The organism is Streptomyces sp. NPDC102279, assembly GCF_044766365.1.
Taxonomy (GTDB): domain Bacteria; phylum Actinomycetota; class Actinomycetes; order Streptomycetales; family Streptomycetaceae; genus Streptomyces.
Window position 1 is genome coordinate 96489 of record NZ_JBIWLU010000019.1, and the last position, 21048, is coordinate 117536.

22 protein-coding genes are annotated in these 21048 nt (G+C 68.7%); 11 read left to right on the forward strand and 11 right to left on the reverse strand.

What is annotated here, in order from left to right; all coding sequences use genetic code 11:
- Positions 1-298: 298 nt before the first annotated feature.
- Positions 299-703, forward strand: coding sequence for a nuclear transport factor 2 family protein (locus ACIRQH_RS37475; protein WP_358817674.1), 405 nt, complete (start codon positions 299-301; stop codon positions 701-703).
- Between the two features lie 111 nt (positions 704-814).
- Here the strand turns inward: ACIRQH_RS37475 and ACIRQH_RS37480 are convergent, their stop codons facing one another.
- Entirely contained in the window at positions 815-1081 is a 267-nt protein-coding gene (locus tag ACIRQH_RS37480) for a hypothetical protein (RefSeq protein ID WP_404229624.1), read from the reverse strand.
- A 238-nt stretch (positions 1082-1319) separates the two neighbouring features.
- Here ACIRQH_RS37480 and ACIRQH_RS37485 point away from each other — a divergent pair, with 238 nt between their 5' ends.
- Both ACIRQH_RS37485 and ACIRQH_RS37490 read left to right on the forward strand, forming a co-directional pair.
- Positions 1320-2375, forward strand: coding sequence for a YihY/virulence factor BrkB family protein (locus ACIRQH_RS37485; RefSeq protein ID WP_404229626.1), 1056 nt, complete (start codon positions 1320-1322; stop codon positions 2373-2375).
- 268 nt (positions 2376-2643) lie between these two features.
- The gene (locus tag ACIRQH_RS37490; RefSeq protein ID WP_404229629.1) at positions 2644-3021 is read left to right on the forward strand and encodes a hypothetical protein; all 378 of its coding nucleotides are present in this window, start codon (positions 2644-2646) and stop codon (positions 3019-3021) included.
- A 242-nt stretch (positions 3022-3263) separates the two neighbouring features.
- On the opposite strand, the gene ACIRQH_RS37495 is transcribed toward ACIRQH_RS37490, so the two are convergent.
- The gene (locus ACIRQH_RS37495; RefSeq protein ID WP_404229632.1) at positions 3264-4805 is read right to left on the reverse strand and encodes a SpoIIE family protein phosphatase; all 1542 of its coding nucleotides are present in this window, start codon (positions 4803-4805) and stop codon (positions 3264-3266) included.
- 52 nt (positions 4806-4857) lie between these two features.
- Entirely contained in the window at positions 4858-4983 is a 126-nt protein-coding gene (locus ACIRQH_RS37500; protein ID WP_404229635.1) for a hypothetical protein, read from the reverse strand.
- 216 nt (positions 4984-5199) lie between these two features.
- Here ACIRQH_RS37500 and ACIRQH_RS37505 point away from each other — a divergent pair, with 216 nt between their 5' ends.
- Complete coding sequence (locus ACIRQH_RS37505) at positions 5200-5544, forward strand: hypothetical protein (RefSeq protein ID WP_404229638.1); 345 nt, start codon at positions 5200-5202, stop codon at positions 5542-5544.
- 29 nt (positions 5545-5573) lie between these two features.
- On the opposite strand, the gene ACIRQH_RS37510 is transcribed toward ACIRQH_RS37505, so the two are convergent.
- The 4 genes from ACIRQH_RS37510 to ACIRQH_RS37525 form a co-directional block, all read right to left on the reverse strand.
- Positions 5574-5900: an STAS domain-containing protein gene (locus ACIRQH_RS37510; protein WP_388880976.1), complete on the reverse strand. Its 327-nt coding sequence runs from the start codon at positions 5898-5900 to the stop codon at positions 5574-5576.
- A gap of 535 nt (positions 5901-6435) precedes the next feature.
- Positions 6436-8070, reverse strand: a complete 1635-nt coding sequence (gene dacB, locus ACIRQH_RS37515; RefSeq protein ID WP_404229642.1) for a D-alanyl-D-alanine carboxypeptidase/D-alanyl-D-alanine-endopeptidase — start codon at positions 8068-8070, stop codon at positions 6436-6438.
- A 386-nt stretch (positions 8071-8456) separates the two neighbouring features.
- Positions 8457-8795: a YciI family protein gene (locus ACIRQH_RS37520; RefSeq protein ID WP_404229645.1), complete on the reverse strand. Its 339-nt coding sequence runs from the start codon at positions 8793-8795 to the stop codon at positions 8457-8459.
- Positions 8796-8876: 81 nt separating this feature from the next.
- Complete coding sequence (locus ACIRQH_RS37525) at positions 8877-10823, reverse strand: amino acid transporter (RefSeq protein ID WP_388880970.1); 1947 nt, start codon at positions 10821-10823, stop codon at positions 8877-8879.
- A gap of 565 nt (positions 10824-11388) precedes the next feature.
- Here ACIRQH_RS37525 and ACIRQH_RS37530 point away from each other — a divergent pair.
- Positions 11389-12126, forward strand: coding sequence for a dienelactone hydrolase family protein (locus ACIRQH_RS37530; protein WP_404229648.1), 738 nt, complete (start codon positions 11389-11391; stop codon positions 12124-12126).
- A 188-nt stretch (positions 12127-12314) separates the two neighbouring features.
- Here the strand turns inward: ACIRQH_RS37530 and ACIRQH_RS37535 are convergent, their stop codons facing one another.
- Complete coding sequence (locus ACIRQH_RS37535; protein WP_388935058.1) at positions 12315-13139, reverse strand: enoyl-CoA hydratase/isomerase family protein; 825 nt, start codon at positions 13137-13139, stop codon at positions 12315-12317.
- A gap of 412 nt (positions 13140-13551) precedes the next feature.
- Here ACIRQH_RS37535 and paaI point away from each other — a divergent pair, with 412 nt between their 5' ends.
- On the forward strand, positions 13552-13986 hold the full coding sequence (gene paaI / locus ACIRQH_RS37540; RefSeq protein WP_404229651.1) for a hydroxyphenylacetyl-CoA thioesterase PaaI: 435 nt from the start codon (positions 13552-13554) through the stop codon (positions 13984-13986).
- A gap of 270 nt (positions 13987-14256) precedes the next feature.
- On the opposite strand, the gene ACIRQH_RS37545 is transcribed toward paaI, so the two are convergent.
- Positions 14257-14817 carry a hypothetical protein gene (locus tag ACIRQH_RS37545; protein WP_404229654.1) on the reverse strand — a complete coding sequence of 187 codons (561 nt, stop codon included), beginning with the start codon at positions 14815-14817 and terminating at the stop codon, positions 14257-14259.
- A gap of 181 nt (positions 14818-14998) precedes the next feature.
- Here ACIRQH_RS37545 and ACIRQH_RS37550 point away from each other — a divergent pair, with 181 nt between their 5' ends.
- Entirely contained in the window at positions 14999-15598 is a 600-nt protein-coding gene (locus ACIRQH_RS37550; RefSeq protein ID WP_404229657.1) for a TetR/AcrR family transcriptional regulator, read from the forward strand.
- Between the two features lie 207 nt (positions 15599-15805).
- Here the strand turns inward: ACIRQH_RS37550 and ACIRQH_RS37555 are convergent, their stop codons facing one another.
- The gene (locus ACIRQH_RS37555; RefSeq protein ID WP_388880952.1) at positions 15806-16378 is read right to left on the reverse strand and encodes a TetR/AcrR family transcriptional regulator; all 573 of its coding nucleotides are present in this window, start codon (positions 16376-16378) and stop codon (positions 15806-15808) included.
- 83 nt (positions 16379-16461) lie between these two features.
- Between ACIRQH_RS37555 and ACIRQH_RS37560 the strand changes: the two genes are divergently transcribed.
- Together ACIRQH_RS37560 and ACIRQH_RS37565 are read left to right on the forward strand one after the other, a co-directional pair.
- Positions 16462-17343, forward strand: coding sequence for an SDR family oxidoreductase (locus ACIRQH_RS37560; protein ID WP_404229660.1), 882 nt, complete (start codon positions 16462-16464; stop codon positions 17341-17343).
- 472 nt (positions 17344-17815) lie between these two features.
- Positions 17816-18865: a sodium:calcium antiporter gene (locus tag ACIRQH_RS37565; RefSeq protein ID WP_358817658.1), complete on the forward strand. Its 1050-nt coding sequence runs from the start codon at positions 17816-17818 to the stop codon at positions 18863-18865.
- A gap of 47 nt (positions 18866-18912) precedes the next feature.
- On the opposite strand, the gene ACIRQH_RS37570 is transcribed toward ACIRQH_RS37565, so the two are convergent.
- The gene (locus ACIRQH_RS37570; RefSeq protein ID WP_404229663.1) at positions 18913-19386 is read right to left on the reverse strand and encodes a hypothetical protein; all 474 of its coding nucleotides are present in this window, start codon (positions 19384-19386) and stop codon (positions 18913-18915) included.
- A 550-nt stretch (positions 19387-19936) separates the two neighbouring features.
- Here ACIRQH_RS37570 and ACIRQH_RS37575 point away from each other — a divergent pair.
- Positions 19937-20482: a pyridoxamine 5'-phosphate oxidase family protein gene (locus ACIRQH_RS37575; protein WP_388880941.1), complete on the forward strand. Its 546-nt coding sequence runs from the start codon at positions 19937-19939 to the stop codon at positions 20480-20482.
- Between the two features lie 120 nt (positions 20483-20602).
- Positions 20603-21019 (forward strand): DUF3224 domain-containing protein, encoded by a 417-nt coding sequence (locus tag ACIRQH_RS37580; protein ID WP_388880938.1) that lies wholly within the window; start codon positions 20603-20605, stop codon positions 21017-21019.
- Positions 21020-21048: the final 29 nt, after the last annotated feature.

The window sequence follows — 21048 nt, forward strand, 5'->3', positions numbered from 1 at the left end:
CGGAATCCCCCGCCGCTGCCGAACTCCTCCTGGCTGCCGCCTCGGTGGCTACCTGGCGGCCCGAACACCTCACCGCATCCACGGTTCGCCGCAACCGACCCGAGCCGCACACCGCATGCCGCACCGGCCTCGCGCTGAGCAGCGAGCGGGTGCCGCGCTACCGTTTTCGCGGCTGCACAACGGGACTTTCCCTCTTCGCATCCCGACCTGGTACCCGGCTTGTTCCTCCACCTCCGGCTGTAGGCGCCTCCAATGTCTGAGCCGCCTCGTGCAGGTACGACCGGTAACGTCGATTCGCATGACAGCAGAATCACCGGCACGGACCGTCCAACGCCTGTTCCCGCTGCTCGCCGAGGGGAAGAACGCGGAGGCCGCGGCGCTCTTCGCCGACTCCGTGTCGTTCTCCATCCCGCACCCGCCGGGCATTCCTTGGGTACCGGCGGTCGACTCCGCGGAGGGCATGCGGACGTTCTTCGACCTGCTGCAGACCCATGTGCAGGCCAAGGAGTTCGACCTCCGCCAGGTCATCGCCGAAGGCGACGACGTGGTGCTCTTCGGACGCATGGTCTCCGAGGTCAAGGAGACGGGCCGGGTCATCGACACCGCGTTCGCCCTGCACACCACCGTCCGGGACGGGCGAATCAGCCGCTACCACCTCTACGAGGACACCTACGCAGTCGCCAAGGCCTACTTTGAAGACTGATCGCACGAGTGCCACGCCCGCGCTCCCCAGGTTCGGCTGAAAACGTAGGCCACGAAATGTGGCCTCGACGTGCCCCGCTCCCCGGCATCCTGCTCATCGAACTGAAGCGCCTCAGCCGAACGGGCTGTTGGGGAGTGAGCCGTCGTTCGTGCGGTCCCCCAGGATCACTGCGTACGCGATCAGTGCGATGAACGGGAAGACGATCACGTCCACCCACATCCACGTCCGCGCGCCGATCACCAGGGGCCACACGACCGCAGCTGCGTACAGCACCGCCGTGATGACCGAGAATGCCGCCGTCGCCGGCCTGAGGCGGCGCTGGATCTTCGGTTTCGCCGGGTAGCCCCTGGGGCGGCCGGTCCGGGGTTCTGGTTTCACCCCTGGATCATAGGAGTCGTCTCTGGGGGCGAAGGCGGCTCCCCTGTGCCGTTGCCCGGCCGTGGCGCAGGCTGAATGAGGCGGCGGGTGGACGAGAAGTGAGGGCGGACGCCGCGACGAGCGGCACGAAGCGGCAGCCCCGTCGCGCCGGGCCTCTGACCAGGTGGGACGGAGGTGCGTTCAGGACGCCGTTTCTCCGATCACCGCTCAACACCATCAGCTTGGGTACTCGGCCGGCATGGCAAAATTCTGGCCTTCTGGGCGAAAAGACGTGAATGCCGCAGACCCTGTGCCGGCACCGGACGAGGCCGGGCCCGGGCCTGAGGTGGAAGAGAGGGCGCCGGACGCACCGACGGAGCTGCCCAGGCGAGCGTGGGGCAAGGTCCTCTCCGGGAGCGTGCGGGAGTTCCAGAAGGACGAACTGACCGATCGGGCGGCAGCGCTGACCTACTGCGGTGTGCTGGCGCTGTTCCCGGCCTTGCTCGTCCTGGTCTCCTTGCTGGGCATCACCGGGAAGTCGACCACCGACACGGTGCTGGACAACCTCAAGCAGCTCACTCCCGGCTCGACGCGGGACATCCTCACCCGGGCTGTGGAGCAGTTGCAGGGCAACGCGGGTATCGGGTCCGTCGTCGCCATCGTCGGCCTGGTGGTGGCCGTGTGGTCGGCCTCGGGCTACGTCGCGGCCTTCATCCGTGCCGCGAACGCCATCTACGACATGCCCGAAGGGCGGCCGGTCTGGAAGATCCTGCCCGTACGGATCGCTGTGACGGTCGTCCTCATGGTGCTGGCAGTCGTCAGCGCGCTCATCGTCGTCTTCACCGGTGGCATCGCTCGCCAGGCCGGCGAGGCGCTGGGGATCGGGAATTCCGCGCTGACCGTCTGGTCGATCGTCAAGTGGCCCGTCCTGGTCGTCCTGGTCACAGCCATGATCGCGATTTTGTACTGGGCTTGCCCGAACGCGAAGGTGAAAGGCTTCAGGTGGATCACTCCGGGCAGCTTCCTGGCGCTGGTGATCTGGATGATCGCCTCAGCCGGCTTCGCGTTCTACGTGGCCAACTTCGCCTCGTACAACAAGACCTACGGCACGATGGCCGGCGTCGTCGTCTTCCTCGTGTGGCTGTGGATCAGCAACTTGGCGATCCTGCTGGGTCTGGAGTTCGACGCGGAGGCAGTACGCCAGCGGGCGGTCGCCGGCGGAATGCGTCCTGACGCCGAGCCGTACACGCAGCCCCGCGACACCCGTAAGTGGGACGAGGACGACCTGCGCCGTCTGAACGAGGGCCAGGAGTAGGCGATGACGAGGCGGATCGCCGACTGACACGGCAGGCGACCGGCCGGATCGCGCAGGACAGTGCTGTCGCAAGGAGTCACGAGTGATCAGAGGCGACACCAACACGGGCCCGCTTCTCGACCTGTAGAGGACGACAGGACGGTGCGCCGCCAGTTGCCGGAGGAGGCCACCCGGCGCTCGCTGCGCGGACTTCCGGAACGATCGCGCAGAGGGACAGCTGTGCCTGCTGCCCTTGGCTGTTGACGGCGGACCGTGAGATCGTCCGCAGATGGCCGAAGCTGCTGGCGGATCGATTTCGGCGCGACCCGATGACCGTACGGCGTCGGTTCTGCGCTTTGCGGTGGAGCTCATCGCCTGGGTGGTGACCCCATGGGTGCTGGTGAGCCATTCATGGTTGCTCGCTGCCCTGTCCGTGGTGCTGTTGATCGGCCTTCCCACGTGCTTCTCCACTCCGGGCGACAAGGCGAGTGTGATCGTCGCCGTGCCTGGCTGGATCACGATCCTTCTGGTCCTTCTCCAGCTCTCGGCCGCCGTTGCCTTTTCATGGCTGGCCTGGCCCGCATGGGCTGCGAGCGTCGTAACCGTGCTGGCTGCCGCCAGCGTCGTGGCGGAGCAGCGACGCTGGCGCTGGCTGATCTCCCGCTGACCACCAGCGCATGAGGTGTTCATCCGCCGTGGAGCGTGCGGTCACCGTCGGCACGGGCGCTCGGTGACGCATCTACGTCTGGCATGCGGCAAGACAGTCAGCGCTCTCCTCGACCGGTAGGACCGCAACGTCAGAACCGAGGACCCCGGGGCACGGGACCCGAGGTTCACGAGTCGGCAACGCCCGCGTCAGAGCTCGCATGGAGCAGGCGGCGTCCGAGGCTGGATCACCACCGGCTCATGTCAGGTTTCGCCTGAGGGCGGCTGCGGGGCGGGTACGCCGAGGGCGAGCAGTGCGGTGTCGTCGTCGAGTCCTTCGCCGAAGTCGGTGAGGAGTCCGGTCAGGGCCCTGATGAGGGCGCGGGGGCCCGTTGCCGGCCGGCCGGTCATGAAGTCGCGCAGAGCGTCCTCGCCGTACACCTCGCGCCGGGGTCCTGTACGGGCTTCGATCAGGCCGTCGGTGTAGAGCAGCAGGGTGTCGCCGGGGAGGAGCTGGGCGCTCGCGGTGACGAACGGCGCCTGGGGCAGGACGCCGATGAGCATGCCGCCGGGGGTCGGCAGATAGTCGGCCGTACCGTCCGCGTGCTGGATCAGTGCGGAGGGATGGCCTCCTGATGCCCAGTGAGCGTCGGTCGTCTCGTCGGCGGGGTGGAGGACGCCGAATATGGCGGTGCAGTAGCGGGGCTCGCCGCTGGCGTATCGCTCGTGCAGGACGGTGTTCAGGGTGCTGAGCACGGCGACAGGGTCGGGGTCGTGAAGGGCCGCGGCCCGCAGTGTGTAGCGGGCGAGTGAGGTGATGGCTGCCGCCTGGGGGCCTTTGCCGCACACGTCACCGAGGAAGAAGGCCCACCGGCCATCGCCCAGGGCGAAGAGATCGTAGAAGTCGCCGCCCAGCAGGTCCGGGGAGGCGGTGTGGTAGTGCGAGGCTGCCTCCAGGCCGGGAACCTCGGGCAGCGCGGCGGGCAGCAGGCTCTGCTGGAGCACGGCGAGGGCTTCTTGGAGGCGTCTGCGGTCGGCCTCCGCCTGACGGTGCGCTTCTTCCGCCGCCCGGCGCCCTCGCAGCAGCTCCGTCTCGTAGGCGCGGCGTTCGCGGGCGTCGAAGACGGTGGTGCGGATCAGTAGCGGCTCGCCGTCGTCGCTGGTCTTGACCTTGGACGTGACAAGGACCGGCATCCGCTGATGTGCGGCGGCCTTGATGTCCAGGGCGATGCCGCTGACCTCACCCTTCATGTGCAGCGTCGGCGCGAAGTGGGTCTCGTGGTAGAGCCTGCCGCCCACCGTGAGGAAGTCGGCGAACCGCATCCGGCCCACGACCTGAGGCCGGGACAGGCCCAGCCAGTCCAGCAAGGTGGTGTTGATCTTCGCGACGGTGCCGTCCATCAGCGTCGACACGTAACCACACGGCGCCTGCTCGTACAGCTCCTCGACGCTGTCCTCCAGCAACGAGATGAACGCCGCGTCCGTGACGCCCGCCTGATGCCCCGTATCCGGGTCCTGGTCGGGCCGGCACGTCCATCGGCCGGCACCGATGAACTCGGTGATCGCCACGGCGGTGGTCTGCGGGGCGCTCAGCTGCGGGCAGTGTCCCGTCGCCTCCGACGTGCTCAGCAGGCTTCCGGGAACCGCCTGGTGAACGCATGTGCCGACCTCGCGAGGGGCGATCACGTCCAGCCTGCGCTCCAGCACCAGCGTCGGTACGGCGACCTTCTGCAGATCGTCGCCGCTGTCGGACGTCGTGCGGGCAGAGACCCGGGCCATCGCCGGGTCGGTCGCGCAGAACGACATAGCCAGCTCCTCACCGAGCTCCGGCCGATGCGGCGGGGTGAAGGCGCCACCATCACCAGCCGGGCAATCCGCTCCGGTGCGCCGGCCGCCGCGAGGACACCGACCAGGGCACCGACCCCTTGCGCACCGTGCCGGTGACGGCTGCCTCCTCGGTGACCTCGCCGGTCTCCAGTCGCACGCGCTCGACCGGTTCAACCCCGGTTCCCAAGTCGACTCGCTCGCGAGGCGTCGCCGACTTTGCTGCAGTCCACGTCGCAGACGGGGTGGTCCAGCCCCGCGAATGTCCGCTCTCGGGTGATCATCGTTACCCTCCTGCTCCTGGGTGGGGTCGCGTGCGGCTTCACGAACCGAGTAACCCGACATTCCGCGCAATAACCGGCAATCTCTCTTATTCGTGCAACACGCGGTGCTGCGGCGCCGGAGTACAGCACCTGACCTGCAGATTGCCCGATCCGGCAGCGGCGCCAAGTCCTGCACCCAGGACACCTCCGATATCACCGGCACGCCCGGGATCCAGGATCAGTTCGGCGCCGACCTCAAGCTCACCGACTACGCCCGCGGCGACCGCGGCGACCTCATGATCGGCACCGCCGAACAGATCGGCTACGAGGATCGCTGGGGCCTCGTCCACCTGCTGAGGGGCTCCGGCTCGGGCATCACGACGACAGGCTCGAAGTCGTACTCCGTGACATCTCTGAAGCTGTCGTACGCCCGACCGGGCGGCCCGTTCGCGCGCTGAAACCCTCCCCCGCGAGATGCCCGTCCAGGTCAGGGCTTGAGGGCTTCGGCGAGAGTGGCATAGCAGGCGATGATCGTGTCGAGGCCGACCAGTTCGACCACTCGCTCAACCGGCGCGGTCAGAGCCGCCATCCGCAACCAACCGCCGGCGGCGTCGGCGTCGCGGCGGGCGGCGGCCAGGACGCTGATGGCGCTCGAGTCCATGAAGGTGATCCCGCCAAGGTCAAGGACTGTCAGCCGGGCGCTCTCCTCCTCTATGCGCAGGGCCTGGCGCAGGGCGCCGGCGTTGTCGGCGTCGAGTTCGCCGGCCAGGGCGAGGACGCGGATGCCGCCGGTGGTGGTCTGGGTGATCGACAAGCGGGCGGGCTGTCCGACTGGGTGGTGAATGTCTGTCACGTGCCCTTCAACCTCGTCATTCCAGGCCAAGGCCTTCGGGCTGAAGGCCTTTCAAGGTCGACAATCCTACGGGGGATGCGTCCGGATGGCCTACTTCACAGGTGTCGACCACGGGCCAGGGTGTCGCGGTGTCCAGAGGGGTGCTCGAAGGGCGACACGAGATGGCAGAGATCTATTGAGCGCTCCCGCACAGTCGGTCACCGGCGAAGCGACCTCGGTCGGCAAGCGGGGGCGGCTCCCCCAGCACACGTGGCCGAACCGGGGGAACCTACAGCCGACCAGTCCCCTGAAGGTGAAGGCCACCTGACCGGCTTGCGGGCTGAGTTCCCGATCTCGGCAAAACGAAAACACCTGGCCCCCTTTCTTTTGCCCCGAGGGCTACGCGATGCCGACACAGCCCGGCCACGTCGGGAGAAGAGTGGGTCTGAGAAGAGTGGGTCGGTCACACGAGAGCCCCGGCCGCGGGTGCGGTCGGGGCCCTGGGGATCCGCAGGGATCAGCGAGAGTGGCCGGCGGCCTGCTCCTGCAGCAGGCCCGCGATGCGGGCCAGGTCGTCGCCGATGTTGATGACGCCCTGGATGTCAGGGGTGGATGCCCCGTTCACCGCGAGGTAGAAGGTGTGCAGGCGTCCGTGGCCGGCGTCGAGGTATCCGCCGATGCTTTCCGCGCCGACGGCCAGCCGCTCGTTGAGTGCGTCGAGGTCGGTGACCGTGCCGGTCTTCGCCCACACCTTGCCCTTGCCGGGACAGGTGGGGCGGCCGTCGCAGACGAAGGCGAGCAGGCCGTCGACACCGAGGATCGGCTGGGCCTCACGGAAGCGGTCCGCGTCCGGGGTTCCCTGCCAGTAGTGAAGCAGCTCGTTCTCCGACCGCGGGGTCACCCGGTCGACAGGATTGCCGCCGCGCCCGTCGAGGAGCTGCACCTGTGTCGGGTCGACCCCCGCCTTGCGCAGGAAGTGGTTCAGGACGGGGAACCCGTCGATGCACTGGTGGCTGCCCGCTGTGACGGCCATCAGGCAGATCGCGAGGTTCGCGCCGAGGTTGTGGCTGACCTTGAAGATGAGCTTCGCGTACTCGGCGTAGACCGGCGAGACGTACGCGGCGACGCGCTGCGTTCCCGCGTAGGACCCCGGTACGAGGCCGGCCGGGTTGGGACCGGTCGGTCGAGCGGTCACCGTGACGCCTGCCCGGGCGAGCGCCTCGATCAGTGCGGTACGTCCGAAGGCAGCCGGGTCCTGGACGTTCGAGATGCGCAGCGTCGGCTGCGCGTCCGCGGCGATCGTGCCCGACAGTTTGATCCGGGTGCCGTCCGGTGACGCGGTCACCTGGATGTCCGTGGTCCCGCCTGGAGGGACGGTCCGGACGGTGGAGGTCACCTGGTAGGGCGCGACCTGGGGACGCCAGCTGAGCTGTGCGGGCCGGCCCGGAGCCGTCGGGGTGGTCAGCAGGTCGATCACGTTGTCGTTGATGATCAACGGGGTCGGCGTCGGATCGAGTGCGGCGTAGGAGGTGAAAAGCCGAGTGTCGACGGCCAGGTCGCCACGCACTTCGGTGATGCCGGAGCGGCGCACCTGACGGGCGATCTGATTGAGCCCGGCGAGCGGGTTCTCCGGGGTGAGGGTCGCGCCGGGAACGTCGTTGGCGTAGGTGTGGTCGATCGTGGTGTACGACACCGAACCGTCGGGCGCGGTCCGGCCACCCATGGTCAGGTCGCCCTTCCCGACCAGTACGAGATTGCCGTTCTGCACGGAGCCGTCGCGATGGCCGGTCGCCTGCAGGGGGGTGGTGAACCGGTGGTCGCCCCCCAGGGCGTCCCAGGCACCGGAGACGCTGACCAGTTTGGCCGTCGATCCGGGGATGAAGAACTGGTCCGGGTACTGCGAGTGGATGACGCGGCCGGTTGTGTTGTCCACCTCCAGCAGCCCCCATTGGGCGTGCTTGTAGGCCGGCTTGTTCATGATGGCGGTGATGTCGGGGCTGAGTTCGGCGCCGTGCGGGCCGATCGGTCCCGCGACGCCCATGGTCAGGGCGCCGACGACCACGGTCGAGACGGCGCCGAACCACCCGCGCCGAAAGCTGCGGCCCGGCCGGACCGAGCGGGCCTGCTGATTCTGCTGCTGTTTGAGGAGCACGGGCGCACATATACCGCGCCGGCTTTCCGCGCCACCCTCGGTTCGCCCGCCCGTTCACTCGCCCGGCCGCCTCCCGGGCCGCTTCCGGCCCAGGCCCTCCGCAGGAGAACGGGTGACCTGCGTGGATGGAGTCTGTCGTTCGGGGTCAGGGCGCGGTTGGTCAGTTGGTCGGAGGATGCCTGCCCGCGCCCGCCGACAGGCCCGTCGTGCGGGAGTGGCAGTGAGTCGCCCTTGCTTCCCTGGCGTGAGGTCGGGCTCGACCCTCGGCACCGCCGACGCCTCACCCGTCGGATCATGCCGCCCGACTCCGTCGCCCCGAAGCACGCAGCACACCGAACCGGCAGGACGCATGCCGTGCGGACCAGGCCTCGGCAGACCGTCTTCGATCAGGGCGTCGGGTCGGGCAGGACCTCCCGGACCTCTTGCGCGCAGCGGCACGCGGCGGCGAGTTCGGCCGCCCACCGCAGCGCGCCCTCACATGAGGCCACATCGATGACCGAGAACCCGCCGAGGACCGCCTTGGTCTCCGGGTAAGGGCCGTCGGTGACGGTCCCGTCGATGGCCACGACGCTCGCCCGCTGCCTTTCCAGTCCGCCCCCGAAGACCCGCACACTGGCCTCCTGAGACTCCCGCACCACCGCGTGGGCCGACTCGTCCGCCTCGGGCAACTCCTCCTCGGGGAAGGTCATCGCGCCGTCATCGAACGAGATCGGGTACCGCGCCACGTCAGGTTCCCTCGGCCGTTGGCCTCCGTCGACCGCTCCCGACGAACGCCTCCCTCCGGCCCTGGGCCTTGGGGTCCGGGGTCAGCCGCCGACGTGGATGCCAGGGCGGCGCTCGGGATCGGGTTCATTGCTGCGAATGATCTCGCGGGTGACAGGAGCGGTGTCGCCCCGGCCCAGGAGGAAGTAGCGGAACATGTGCCGCAGGGGGCTTCCTTCCGCCCACGCGAAGTAGCAGTGCGGCTGGACGCCGGTGGCGTTGCGCAGGGCGAGCAGGATCGCGGCGATGGCGTTCGGAGCTGCCGGGGCCTCGGCCCGCAGGATGCGGTAGCCGTCGACCTCGGCGCCGTGCACCGAGAGGGTTTCGCTGAAGTCGGAGGGGTCGACGACGTCGATCTCCAGGAAGAGCACGTCGGCGGGTCCGGGCACGGGGTTGTTGCCGCGCTGTTCGCGCTCCTTGTGTGCGTATTCGGCGCTGTCACCGGCCTCGCGTCGGTTGGCGATGATGTTGATGGCGTTGTCGTGGGCGAGGGTGTCGGTGATGAACTGACGTGCCGCGGCGTCGAACACGATCCGGTCGGCGCGCAGTTCGGTGGTGCGTGAGACCCGTGAGATCAGCGACACGGCGATGATGCCCGCGATGAACATGCCGGAGATGGCGATGCCGTCGGGCTTGTCGACGATGTTGGCGACCAGCGCGTAGAGGAGTACGGCGGTGAGCAGAGCGAATCCTGCTCCGGCCAAGCGGCGGTGGTTACGGACGACGGATACCGTGACGGCGAACGCGCCGGAGACCATCATGGCCAGGATGCCGGTGGCGTAGGCGCCGGCCTGGGCGTTGACGTCGGCGCCGAACGCGATCGTGATGATGATGCAGAGCCCTGTGTACACGATGACGACGGGGCGTACCGCGCGTCCCCATTCCGGGGCCATGCCGTAGTCGGGCAGGTATCGGGGCACGATGTTGATCAGCCCGGCCATCGCGGAAGCGCCCGCGAACCAGAGGATCAGGATGGTGCTGATGTCGTAGGCGGTGCCGAAGACTTCGCCGACCTTCTCATGCGCCAGCCATGCCAGTGCCCGGCCGTTCGCCTGGCCTCCGGGCTCGAACTCCTTGTGCGGGATGAGCACGGTCGTCACAAAACTCGCGGCGAGCAGGTAGACGCTCATGACGAGCGCGGCGGTGGTGAGGAGCCGTCGGGTGTTCCGGATCCGTGACTGCTTCTGCTCCTCGGGGTCGCTGCCCTTGGCGGCGATGAGAGGCATCATGCTCACGCCGGTCTCGAAACCGGAAAGGCCCAGCACCAGCAAGGGAAATGCCAGCAGTGCGGGCTCTGCCAGACTGCCGAAACCCCCTCCGCCGTCACCAAGAGCGTCCGTCCAGGCCGAGAGCGCACCGGACGTGGTGAAGACGTCGACGAGACCGATGGCGATGACTGCCGCGTTGAGCGCGAGGAACGCGACGACCAGAGGGATGGCCACCTTTACGGCCTCGCTGAACCCGAGCAGGAACACCCCTCCGAGCACGACGAGCAATGCCACGGTGAGGGCGACCTCGTGGCCGTGCAGCGCATGCGGGAAGTAGGGGTTCTCCACCACGTGCACGGACGCGTCCGCCGTGGACAGGGTGATCGTGATGATCCAGGAGGTCGCGACGAAGCCGAGCAGGACCAGGACGAACAGCTTGCCCCACCAGAACGGCAGCAAGTCCTCCAACATGGCCACTGATCCGGCTCCGTTGGGGCTCTCGCGTGTGACCCGCCGGTACATCGGCAGCATGCCCACCAGGGTCAGTGCCACGATCACCATGGTCGCGAGGGGCGACACCGCTCCGGCTGCGAGTGCGGCGATCGCCGGGACGTAGGCCAGGCTGGAGAAGTAGTCCACGCCGGTCAGGCACATGACCTTCCACCAGGCGTGCTGCTCTGTGTGGCCCTCACCTGCGGCCGGGCCGGCCGGCTGCACCCGGTGGCGCAGCAGCCACCGCGCGAGACTTCCGGTCGGCTGGGCCCGCAGAGCGGGACTTTCCATCTCTGCCGGTATGACCGGTTCGTTCGCGACCTTCATGTCCCCCATCAGCCTTTCCGTTCGGCCCTCAGTGCACCACCCGCGCCAGTCGACGGATGGCACGAGCAGCCGAGCCCTGATTATGCGGCGTACCGGAGATGCCGCCACCACCGGGACGGTCTTCGTCGCCCCTATGACGTCGCCCTCCTTCCCCGTCCTCCGACTTGGTACTCGACCGGTCCGGCTTGTACCGGCAAGGGTGGAGACAGCAAGAAGGCCGGAGGGCGGGACTCTCCAGCCCGAGCGGGGTCAGCCCGGGGTCGGCGCCCAGCCCGCGCCCAGCCCGCGCGGCGACCGGAACCCCAAGTAGTCCTGCGATGAGCCTCCGTGGGGTCCCTCCATGGAGACTCCGCAAATCTCACTTGGCCGACGACAACGCCGGCTGCTACGTTCCCGGAGGCCGTGCGACAGATCGAGGAGGTGGTACCCGTGAACGCAGTATCGACATGGGTGCTCCCCTCCGGGGTCACGGTCGGGCGATAGACAGGTCGCCCGGGAGCGCCGACGTGCACTCCCGAAAGGCATGACCATGCATTTCACTTCCGAGCAGCGCCTCGACGGCGTCCTCGAACGCGAATTCACCCTCGACGAGATCCCCGGCATCCTGTGGACGCCCGCATCGGCGTCAGCTTCCGAACCGGCCCCACTGATTCTGCTCGGCCACCCTCCCCTCGGGCTGCGCAGGATGTACCCCCGACTGGTGGCCCGGGCCCGGCACTCCGCGGCGGACGGCTTCGCCACGGCAACCATCGAACTCCCGGGAAGCGGCGACAGGCCCCGCTGGCCCGCCATCGACCAGGCCCGCACCGACCTGCGCCGAGCCATGGAGGCCGGCGAGCCGGTGAGCGACGGGATCGTGGACGCTCTCGTCCTCCCCCTGGTCGACAAGGCGGTCCCCGAATGGCAGGCCGCCCTGGACGCCCTCCTTTCGCTGCCCGAGATCGGCGGCCCGGTCGGGTACTCGGGCGGAGTGATCTCCATCGGCATCCGGCTGGCCGTGGTCGAGCCTCGCATCTCGGCCGCGGTTCTGTTCGCCGGGAGCTTCGTGCCCCGGGCGTTGTTCGAGGAGGCCCAGCAGGTAACCGTTCCTCTGCATGTCCTGCTGCAGTGGGACGACGAGGGGAACGACCGGCAGGCGGCCCTGGACCTGTTCGACGCCTTCGGTTCCAAGGAGAAGTCCCTGCACGCCCATCTCGGCGGGCACACCGGTGTCCCCCAGTCCGCGGGGGACGCGGCGGCTCAGTTCTTCACCCGGCACCTGAGGTGAGGCCAGGCCGTCGGATCGCCGGCAGCTGACGTAGACCGGCCTACCGCGCATCGCGGACAGGTCGTCCCTGCCCTCCGCAGCTCTCTGCACCGCGGGCCCCGCCGAACTCCCGGCAGGGCCCGCGGTGCTTGACGTCATCAACTGACGGTGGCCACACGGCCGTGACACTCATCCCTCCTCCGAAACCCTCAGGTCGACTCGGCGACCTGTCGACCCAGGTCGAGTTCGACGCCGTCCGGACGCTGAAGCCCGAGATCGAACAACCGGCGCACCCGGTGGGTGTTCTCCGGTCGGCCCGAGGTGCGGAAGAAGGTCGCGAGGCTGGCGGCGGACTCCTCGTCAGGGATCGGCACGCTGGCGTCGATGAGCTCCTTGATCCCCGCCACCGCCACCTTGTCGAAGCCGGCGATACGGCGGGCGAAGGTGTCGACGAAGTCTTCCAGTTCGCCGGCGGGCAGGACCCGGTTGACGTAGCCGTACGCCGCTGCCAGGTCGGCCGGGAAGTCGTCGCCGCCCAGCAGGATCTCCATGGCGCGGCCGCGGCCCACCAGGCGGGCCAGCCGGCCCATCGGGTTGCCGCCGGGTACCGATCCCGTCCCCACCTCGAACTGGCCCAGGACGGCGTTCGGACCAGCGAAGCGGATATCGGTGGCCAGCACGAACTCACTACCCGCCCCCCGGGCCCGCCCGTTGATCGCGGTGACGGTCACCACGGGCACTCGGCTGAGGCGGACCAAGTCGTCCGCGTAGGGGTGCAGTCCGGTGGGGCCGGGTTGCATGCCCGCAACTCGGGCCTGGTCGGACAGCATGTCCCAGTGGGCCATGAAGAAGTCGGGGTTGGCACTCCGGAACACCACGACCGTGAGTTCGGGGGCCTGCTCGATTCGGGTCACCAGATCGGCAAGCTGCTCGACACTGTCGGCGTCGTAGAGATTGAGGTCCCCATTGGCGAACGTCACCTGCCAGTAGGAGGCCGACACCTCGGTCACCTGAAACTGCGAAACATCGCTCATAGCAGGACGGTAGGAGCGGGTAGCGCGGTCTCACCTGTCCGCCCAGGACACTCCACGTGAAGTTCGCCCTGATAGCGGACAGCCGGCGGCCTTGGCCGAGGGCAGCATGGCCAGGGCGACCGTCGACGCCATCTCGTACTACGAGGCCCACGGCACTGCGTATGCGCCCCTCTCCCCCGGACTCCGAAGTCGACCACGGCTCGCAGGCGGCAGGCGCCGACTCCACCGCCCCGCCGCTACCCCGTCGGGGGACGGGTAGCGCGGCCACACGCTGAGACGGGTGCCGTGAAGCTCGGGGCCGTCAGGGTTCGTCGGCACGCGATCCACCCCTTGACAGGCAGTGGCCTGGCGAGCCTAGGTTGACCATGTCCCATGGAAACCGAATGTTCGGTCGGTACGCAAGGTGGTGGAGATGACGACCCAAGTGCCAGGCTCGGCACCGAGTCCGGTCGAGGCCATGTTCGCCGCGGACGAGGCATCACGACGGCTCGGCATCGAGCTGATGCAGTACGGCGAGGGGACGGCCGCGGTCCGGATGGCCGTGACCCCGGCCATGGTCAACGGGCACAAGATCGCCCACGGCGGCTACCTGTTCCTCTTCGCCGATACGGCCTTCGCCTGCGCCTGCAACACGCACGGACCCGTGACGGTCGCCGCGGCGGCCGACATCGACTTCATCGCCCCCGCGTATGAGGGCGATGTCCTGGTGGCCACCGCGGCGGAACGCACCCGGTTCGGCCGCAGCGGCATCTACGACGTGACCATCCGCCGCGGCGATGAAGTCATCGCCGAGTTCAGAGGCCGCAGCCGCACCCTCCGCGCTACGCAGAACCGCGAGGCGCAATGAGCGGCGGACCTGCCGTCGCTGCCGGACTCGATGGCAGGTGGTTCACTGTCGACCCGGACGGTGCCGTATCCACGAGCCGCCCGTCCGCAGCGGCCGTGCCGGCTCACAGGCAAGGCGCCTGACGGGTTTCCAGAACCTGAAGTGCGCTACGCAGAAAGGCTGTTGGCCCCACCCGCAAAGGTCAGGCAGGGCCAGGTAGGGCCAGAATTTCACGCCTCGCCGCAGACGCGCCGGCGACCGCTCGGAGTTCGGCAGGTCTGTCCGCCTGGCTCAGGCCTGTTCGCCAGCAGGCTTGAGGCGAAGGGCGGAGACGAGGAAGAAGATGCCGCCGAGGAGGGCGTAGCCCGCGATATTGGTGAGTGTGGCGCCGTCCTTGCTCGCCTGGGCGACGAAGGACGCACCGGCGAGGGTGGAGATGCTGCCGCTCGCGATCATCGCCCCTTGCCCGCCCAGTCGACGCCGGACCACGCCCACGGCGACCTGGGTGATGCCTGCGGTGATGGCCCAGATACCCCAGACCTGCAGGACGGCCTGGATACCGGATGCAGCGGCGACGGCAAGGGCGACGCCGGTCAGCGCGCTGAGCGCAAGGTTCACGTACAACCCCCTTACCGGGCCGCCGTCGGCCCGGGCGGAGCGTAGGTCGACGACTGCGCAGGCCGCGTCGAACAGGGGATAGAGCACCAGGAGCGTGACGCTGATCGGGCCCAGGGTGTCGGCCGTTGTGAAGAGCAGGCCGGCCCAGACGGCGGCGAACGCGAAGCGCAGGAGGTACAGCCTGCGCAGGGCTGCGGTGACGCTGGTGGGAGCGTTGACGACAAGCGTGTCCATGACGGATCCGGCTTCTGTGAGTACTGGTCCTCGGACGGGGCGCGGACCAGTTGGACTTGGGGGCGTGACGGCGCCCGCGCACCTCATCGAGGGAGAACGTTCGGTCTCTTTCCATGGTTGTGAGAAACGCCGCCCTTGTCAAGACCGAACGTTCTCCCTCGCGATTGATAGGGTGGGCGGCATGAGTCGGAGCACAAAAGGTGGAGGCCCGTCCGAGGCCCGGTCGAGGCTGCTCGGGACGGCGATCAAGATCTTCTACTCGGAGGGGATCCACTCCGTCGGCATCGACCGCATCATCGAGGAAGCTCAGGTCACCCGGGCCACGCTGTACCGGCACTTCGCGGGCAAGGAAGACCTCGTCCTCGCCTACCTCGACCAGGCCGACCAAGGCATCAGGGCCCAGATTTCGGCTGCCGCGGAAAGCAGCCCGTCCGCGGACGACAAGGTGCGCGCCGTCGGCCGCTCCATCGCCGAAGGCATTCAGTCGACGGGCTTCCGCGGCTGCGCCTTCCTCAACGCGGTGGCCGAGTATCCCGACCCCGCGCACCCGATCCACCAGGCCGTCCTCGCGCACCGGCAATGGTTCCTCGACACCGTCACAGACTTGCTGGCGCAGGTCGGTGACACGCCCGCCGAGGCGGCGGGCCGGCACTTCGCCATGCTGAGAGACGGAGCCATGGCGGCCGGCTGCCTCTTCGACCCCGAGCTGATTGTCGAGACGTTCTTGCACGGCGTCGAAGGAATTGTGCAGACGCGCTCCGCGGTCCATTCGTCGCACTGACGGCCCGCCTACTGCGCCCCGCCCGTTGCGCCCGCTCGCAGACGTTGACCCGGCGGGCCCGTCAGCGCACGGGCCGGACGCGGACCCCGCAGAACTGCGATACTCCCCGCGCGGGTGCGGCACCGTCTTCCGTAGCGCTTTGCGGGACTTCTGAGCGTCAGCTGAGGACGGGCTCTGCCGATGGACGCGGCGAGGGCAGGGTCAGGGTCAGCCGAGTTCGGTGAGCGCCGCGCGGAGCCGGTCCAGGGCCGTTCGGGACAGTTCGCCGAGTCCCTGCTCGTTGTCGGGGGCGACCCATGCGGCGAACGCCTCTTTGAAGGCGAGCATGCCCACCTCGGCGCCCAGGGCGGCCACCAAGTCGGGTACGCCCCGGGCCCGCAACGCATCCGCCATGGCGGCGGCCACGCCGACCTGCTTGAGCTGGTCGCGTTCCTGGAGTTCGGCGCTGGTCGCGATGACGGCGTGGAGCCGGGGAGCGAGTTCGCGGTTGAACGATGTCATCGCCCCCGCCGCCCGTTCCAGTCCCGAGGCGACCGCGGACAGAGGGGTGGCCTGAGCGGGTGCTGCGGCGATGCCCTCGGCCAGCAGCCGTGACAGCGTCTCCTGGCCGGCCGCGAGGACATCCCTCTTGTCCGGGAAGTGCCGGTGGAAGGTGCTCTTGGTGAGCCCGGCGCGTTGGGCGATCTCCACGACGGTCGTGTTGTCGTAGCCCTGCTCGGAGAAGAGCTGGAGTGCGGCAGTGACAAACCGTTCGCGCGCGTCAGGTTCCCATCGAGGCATGTCGCGATCTTAGCAATGGGACGTTGGTCGCATCACGCTGTACAGTGATGGGACCAACGTCCCATCACATGTGGAGATCTCCCATGCGTGTCTTCCTCACCGGTGCCAGCGGCGGAATCGGCTCCGCGGTACTTCCCGAGCTTCTGTCCGCCGGGCACGAGGTCCTCGCCCTGGTCCGCTCCGAGACCTCGGCCCAGGCCGTCACGGCCGCCGGTGCCACCGCTGTGCGCGGCGACCTCACGGATCCCGAAAGTCTGCGTGCCGGCGCCGAACAGGCGGACGGTGTCATTCACCTCGCCTTCAACAACGACTTCACGAACATCGAGAAGTCCATTTCCGAAGAGGCCGTGGCCATCGAGACGTTCGGCTCCGCGCTCAAGGGCAGCGGCAAGCCGTTCGTCGTCGCCTCCGGCACCCCCATCGTTCCCGGCCGCCCATCGACCGAGGACGACCCGATGGCCACTGACGGCCCGATGGGCGGTCGCGGCCGCAACGCCCAGGCGGTGCTCGACCTGGCGCAGGAGGGCGTGCGCTCCGCGACCGTGCGCCTGCCACGGTCCGTCCACGCGGCGGACGGCCGCTTCGGATTCGCGTCCTTCCTCGTCGCGACCGCCCAGCGCACCGGAGTGTCCGGCTTCGTCGGCGACGGCACCCAGCGCTGGCCGGCCGTGCACCGCCTCGACACAGCCCGGCTCTTCCGCCTGGTCCTGGAGAACGCCTCGCCCGGGACGGTCGCGCACGCGGTCGCCGACGAGGGCGACACCATGCTCTCCATGGCTGAGATCATCGGGCGCCGCCTCGGCCTGACCGTCAACGCCGTGCCGCCGGAGAGCTTCGGATTCCTCGGCACCATCTTCGCCCTGGACCAGCCGGCCTCCAGCGCCGTCACCCGCGAGAAGTTCGACTGGCAGCCCACCCGTCCGAGCCTCCTCGAAGACCTGGAGACCGGGCAGTACCTCGCCTGAGCTCACGGCATCGGGCAGCTCGTACGCTGCTGTGCGACCGGCCTGTACCGGGGTGTCGGGTGGCTGTCCTCCACGAGGAACGCCACCCGACACACCGTCGCCTCACCCGCGCATGCGCCATGGGAGCCGCCGGTTGCCCTGGTCGGTCCGCACGGAGGCCCGCCGGCAGGGGACAGCGAGTGCGCCTCTGCGGATCGCGGACGGATCTCGGCCGACGGTTGACGTGATGGCGCCGGGACCGGCTGCGGCTGCGGCTGCGGCTGCGGCTGCGGCTGCGGCTGCGGCTGCGGCGACACACTGGCGTCTTCGGGTCCCGTTGGCCAGGCGCGTGTCGGGTGAAGATACGGGCGGGCGAGACCTTCGGCCCTTCGTCGGCAACGTGCAAGCGTGTCGGCGGGGTCGAAGCGGCCGCTGTCCCCAATTCGCGGTCGTTCTCGGTACTCCCGCCGCGCGGGAAGGCTGAGCGAGACCTGTGATCCATTTCGTACTGCTGATCGTCTGTGCGGTGGCGATCTACCTCTCCTGTGAGTGGTTCGTCAACGCCGTGGAGTGGCTGGGTGAACGGCTGAACGTCGGGAAGATGGCCGTCGGCACGATCCTCGCCGCTTTCGGGACCGCGCTGCCGGAGTCGGTGGTCACCCTCGTGGCCGTGACCACCGGCGCCACCGACGAGGCCAAGGACATCGGCGTCGGCGCGGCGATGGGCGGGCCCCTGGCGCTGTCCACGATCGCCTACGGTGTGACCGGGGCGATGTTGATGCGCAAACGCCGCAGGGAACGCATCTCTGCCGGCACCGAGTTGGACGTGGCTCCTGCCGGTGCGAAGGGCGAGGAGGCGCTGGGCAGCGCCGCGGACATGAAGCGGCTGGCGAAGGACCAGAAGTGGTTCCTGCCGATCTTCGCCGTGAAGGTGGCTCTCGGGCTGGTCGCCTTCGCGTTCAAGCCGGTGCTGGGCCTGCTCTTCTTCGCGGCCTACGCCGTCTACTTCTGGCAGGAGATCCGCGGCGGTGACGACGAAGGGGACGAGGGCCCGGAGCTGGAGCCGCTGAAGTTCCAGCCGAAGGCCCCTTCGCCCAGTACCTGGGCGGTGGCTGCACAGACCGCTCTGACCCTGGTGGTCATCTTCTTCGCCTCGCAGCTGTTCGTGAAGCAACTGGACGCGATCGGCCCGATGCTGGGCCTGTCGGCAGCCGTGACCGCGCTGTTGCTGTCTCCCGTCGCGACGGAGCTGCCGGAAATCATGAACGCGGTGATCTGGGTGCGCCAGGGCAAGACACAGCTCGCGTTGGCGAACATCTCCGGCGCCATGATGATCCAGGCCACCGTGCCGTCCGGGCTCGGTCTGCTGTTCACGCGCTGGGATTTCGACGCGGCGCTGCTGTGGTCCGGGCTGATCACCATGGCGGCGATCGTCTATCTCCTGGTGACCATGCGAGGCCACAAACTCACTCCGGCGCGCCTCACGGTCGCGGCGGGCTTCTACTTGGTCTTCGCCCTGGGCCTCATCCCGATCCTCAGCTGACCGAGCCCGCTGACCAACTGCGAGGCCTCGAAGGGCGAGTCGGCGCGTCACTCCTCATCGAGGGATGTCTGACGGGCAAGGAACTCCTCGAACGCAGCCCGCTGCTTCGGATCCATGAAGCCCTGGCGGACATCGCGGGCGCTCTCCTGCAACCGGCGCGCCTCGTCGGGGTCCAGCAACTCGGCGACCACCACGCCTTTGCGAGCGACCGCCGTGCGCCCTCCTACGCGACGGCGAAAGAGCGTGAACGCGCCGAACTCCGCTGGATGGGCCAGTTCCGACTCCTGCGCGACAGCCCCGCTCTCGCCCCCGACGCCGCTCGTCGAACAGGCGGTGGGGGCCCAGTGCTCCCAGAGCGCCAGCGTCGCGGCGGGCACCAGTACCGCACGTTCCGCCTCCTCACGCCCCTCCCACAGGAACGTGACAGTGACGGGCTCGCCCACCGCGTCGGCCAACCCGAGCACCGTCTCCATCTCATCGTCGGTCGGGTAACCCACCACTACATCGATCTCAATGCCCATGACGCCCGAGGCTACTGGCCACCTACGACATACCAGGCCGAAGTTCCTGGGCCTCCTCACAGCTCCCGCCCGCTGACGGTGCCCGGAAGGCTTCCCGCGCCATCGGGTGGCCGCCTCGGCCGTCCGGCCGACCCGGTCTCCTCCTGCCGGGTCGCACCTCGCCGGCTCGTGCAACCGTTGTGGTCCAAGTCGGCGCGGGTCAGTCCGGCTTCCGGCATCTGCTCCTTGCGCGACGGCAGTCGGGGCACCGTGCGCAGGCGTGTGCCGAGCCGTACACCACCACGACGCGCCAGCACCGGGTGGCTCTGCCCGCGGGAGGGGACAGTCGTCTCCCGCCCGAACGCTCTGCGCGCCGGTGCACAGCGCTGCCATTTCGGCCGCCAGTGTCACGGCCGTCATCGTTCTCCGTCCCCGCATCCGCTCCCCCGCCGCCGGACAGGCCCTCTCCGCGCTGCGAGACGGCCTTCGGCAGGGATGTCGAGAACGGTGCGACGGCTCCGTCCCAGGAGCAGAAGGACCCCCGTGGCCGCTCAACCCTCAGGAGCTCAGGATGACGAACGACCGGATCGCCGAGATCCTCAACCGCCCGCTGAGCCAGGAAATGCTGGCTCGTGACCTCTGTCGTCTGGCCTACGTGGCCAAGGACGGGACCCCGCGGAGCATCCCGATCGCGTTCGCCTGGAACGGCGAGCAGGCCGTGATGTGCACGTCGAGGAACGCCCCGAAACTGGCCTCGCTCCGTCAGAACCCGACCGTCGCCATGACGATCGACACCGAGGCGCACCCGCCCACCATCCTCCTCGTGCGCGGCACCGTTGAACTCGACGAGGTCGACGGCATTCCCGAGGAGTACCTCGAGATCAACGGCTCCTACGAGATGACGGCCGACCAACGGGTCGAGTGGGAGGCCGAGGTTCGCTCGCTCTACGACGGCATGGTCCGCATCGTGATGACACCGACGTGGGCAAAGCTGATCGACTTCGAGACGACCTTGCCCAGCGCCGTCGAGGAACTCGTCCAGCAGCGTGCGGAACGTCAGCGGCAGAAGGGCCACGACAGCGTGCGGTCGGACGAGACGGGAGCCTCGAAGTCATGACCATCCGGCTCATGGAGCGGGCCACCCAGCGGCGACAGGAAATCCCCCGGTGACGGCGCGCTTCCGCAAGTGAGCTCTGCTGCGGGGACGGGTGTCAGAGCGGACCGATACGGTCGCCGCATGAGAGCTTCAGGAACGTTCACCGTCAAGGCATTCGTCCCGACCGAGCTGCAACCGAACCCCGCTGTTTCCACCGCGCTCCCGGTGGGTGTCGCGACGATGGAGAAGCATTTCGAAGGTGAGGTCACCGGCCTCTCGGCAACCCTGTTCACCGCCGCGTTCGACCAGTCGACCGGCGTGGGTACCTATGTGGCCATGGAGTCCTTCGAAGGCTCGCTGCGCGGCAGGACCGGAACCTTCAACTTCGCTCACTCGGCGACCACGACGGGTACCGACCGGACGGCGGAGTTCTTCACCATCGTTCCCGCGAGCGGGACAGGTGAACTGGCCGGGATCCGCGGTGCTGGAGGAATGGCCGTCGACGCCGACGGCACCCATCGGATCTGGTTCGACCACGAGCTGGAAACGGGCCGGTGACGGGCGCAGGGGGGCCGGCGAACCAGGTC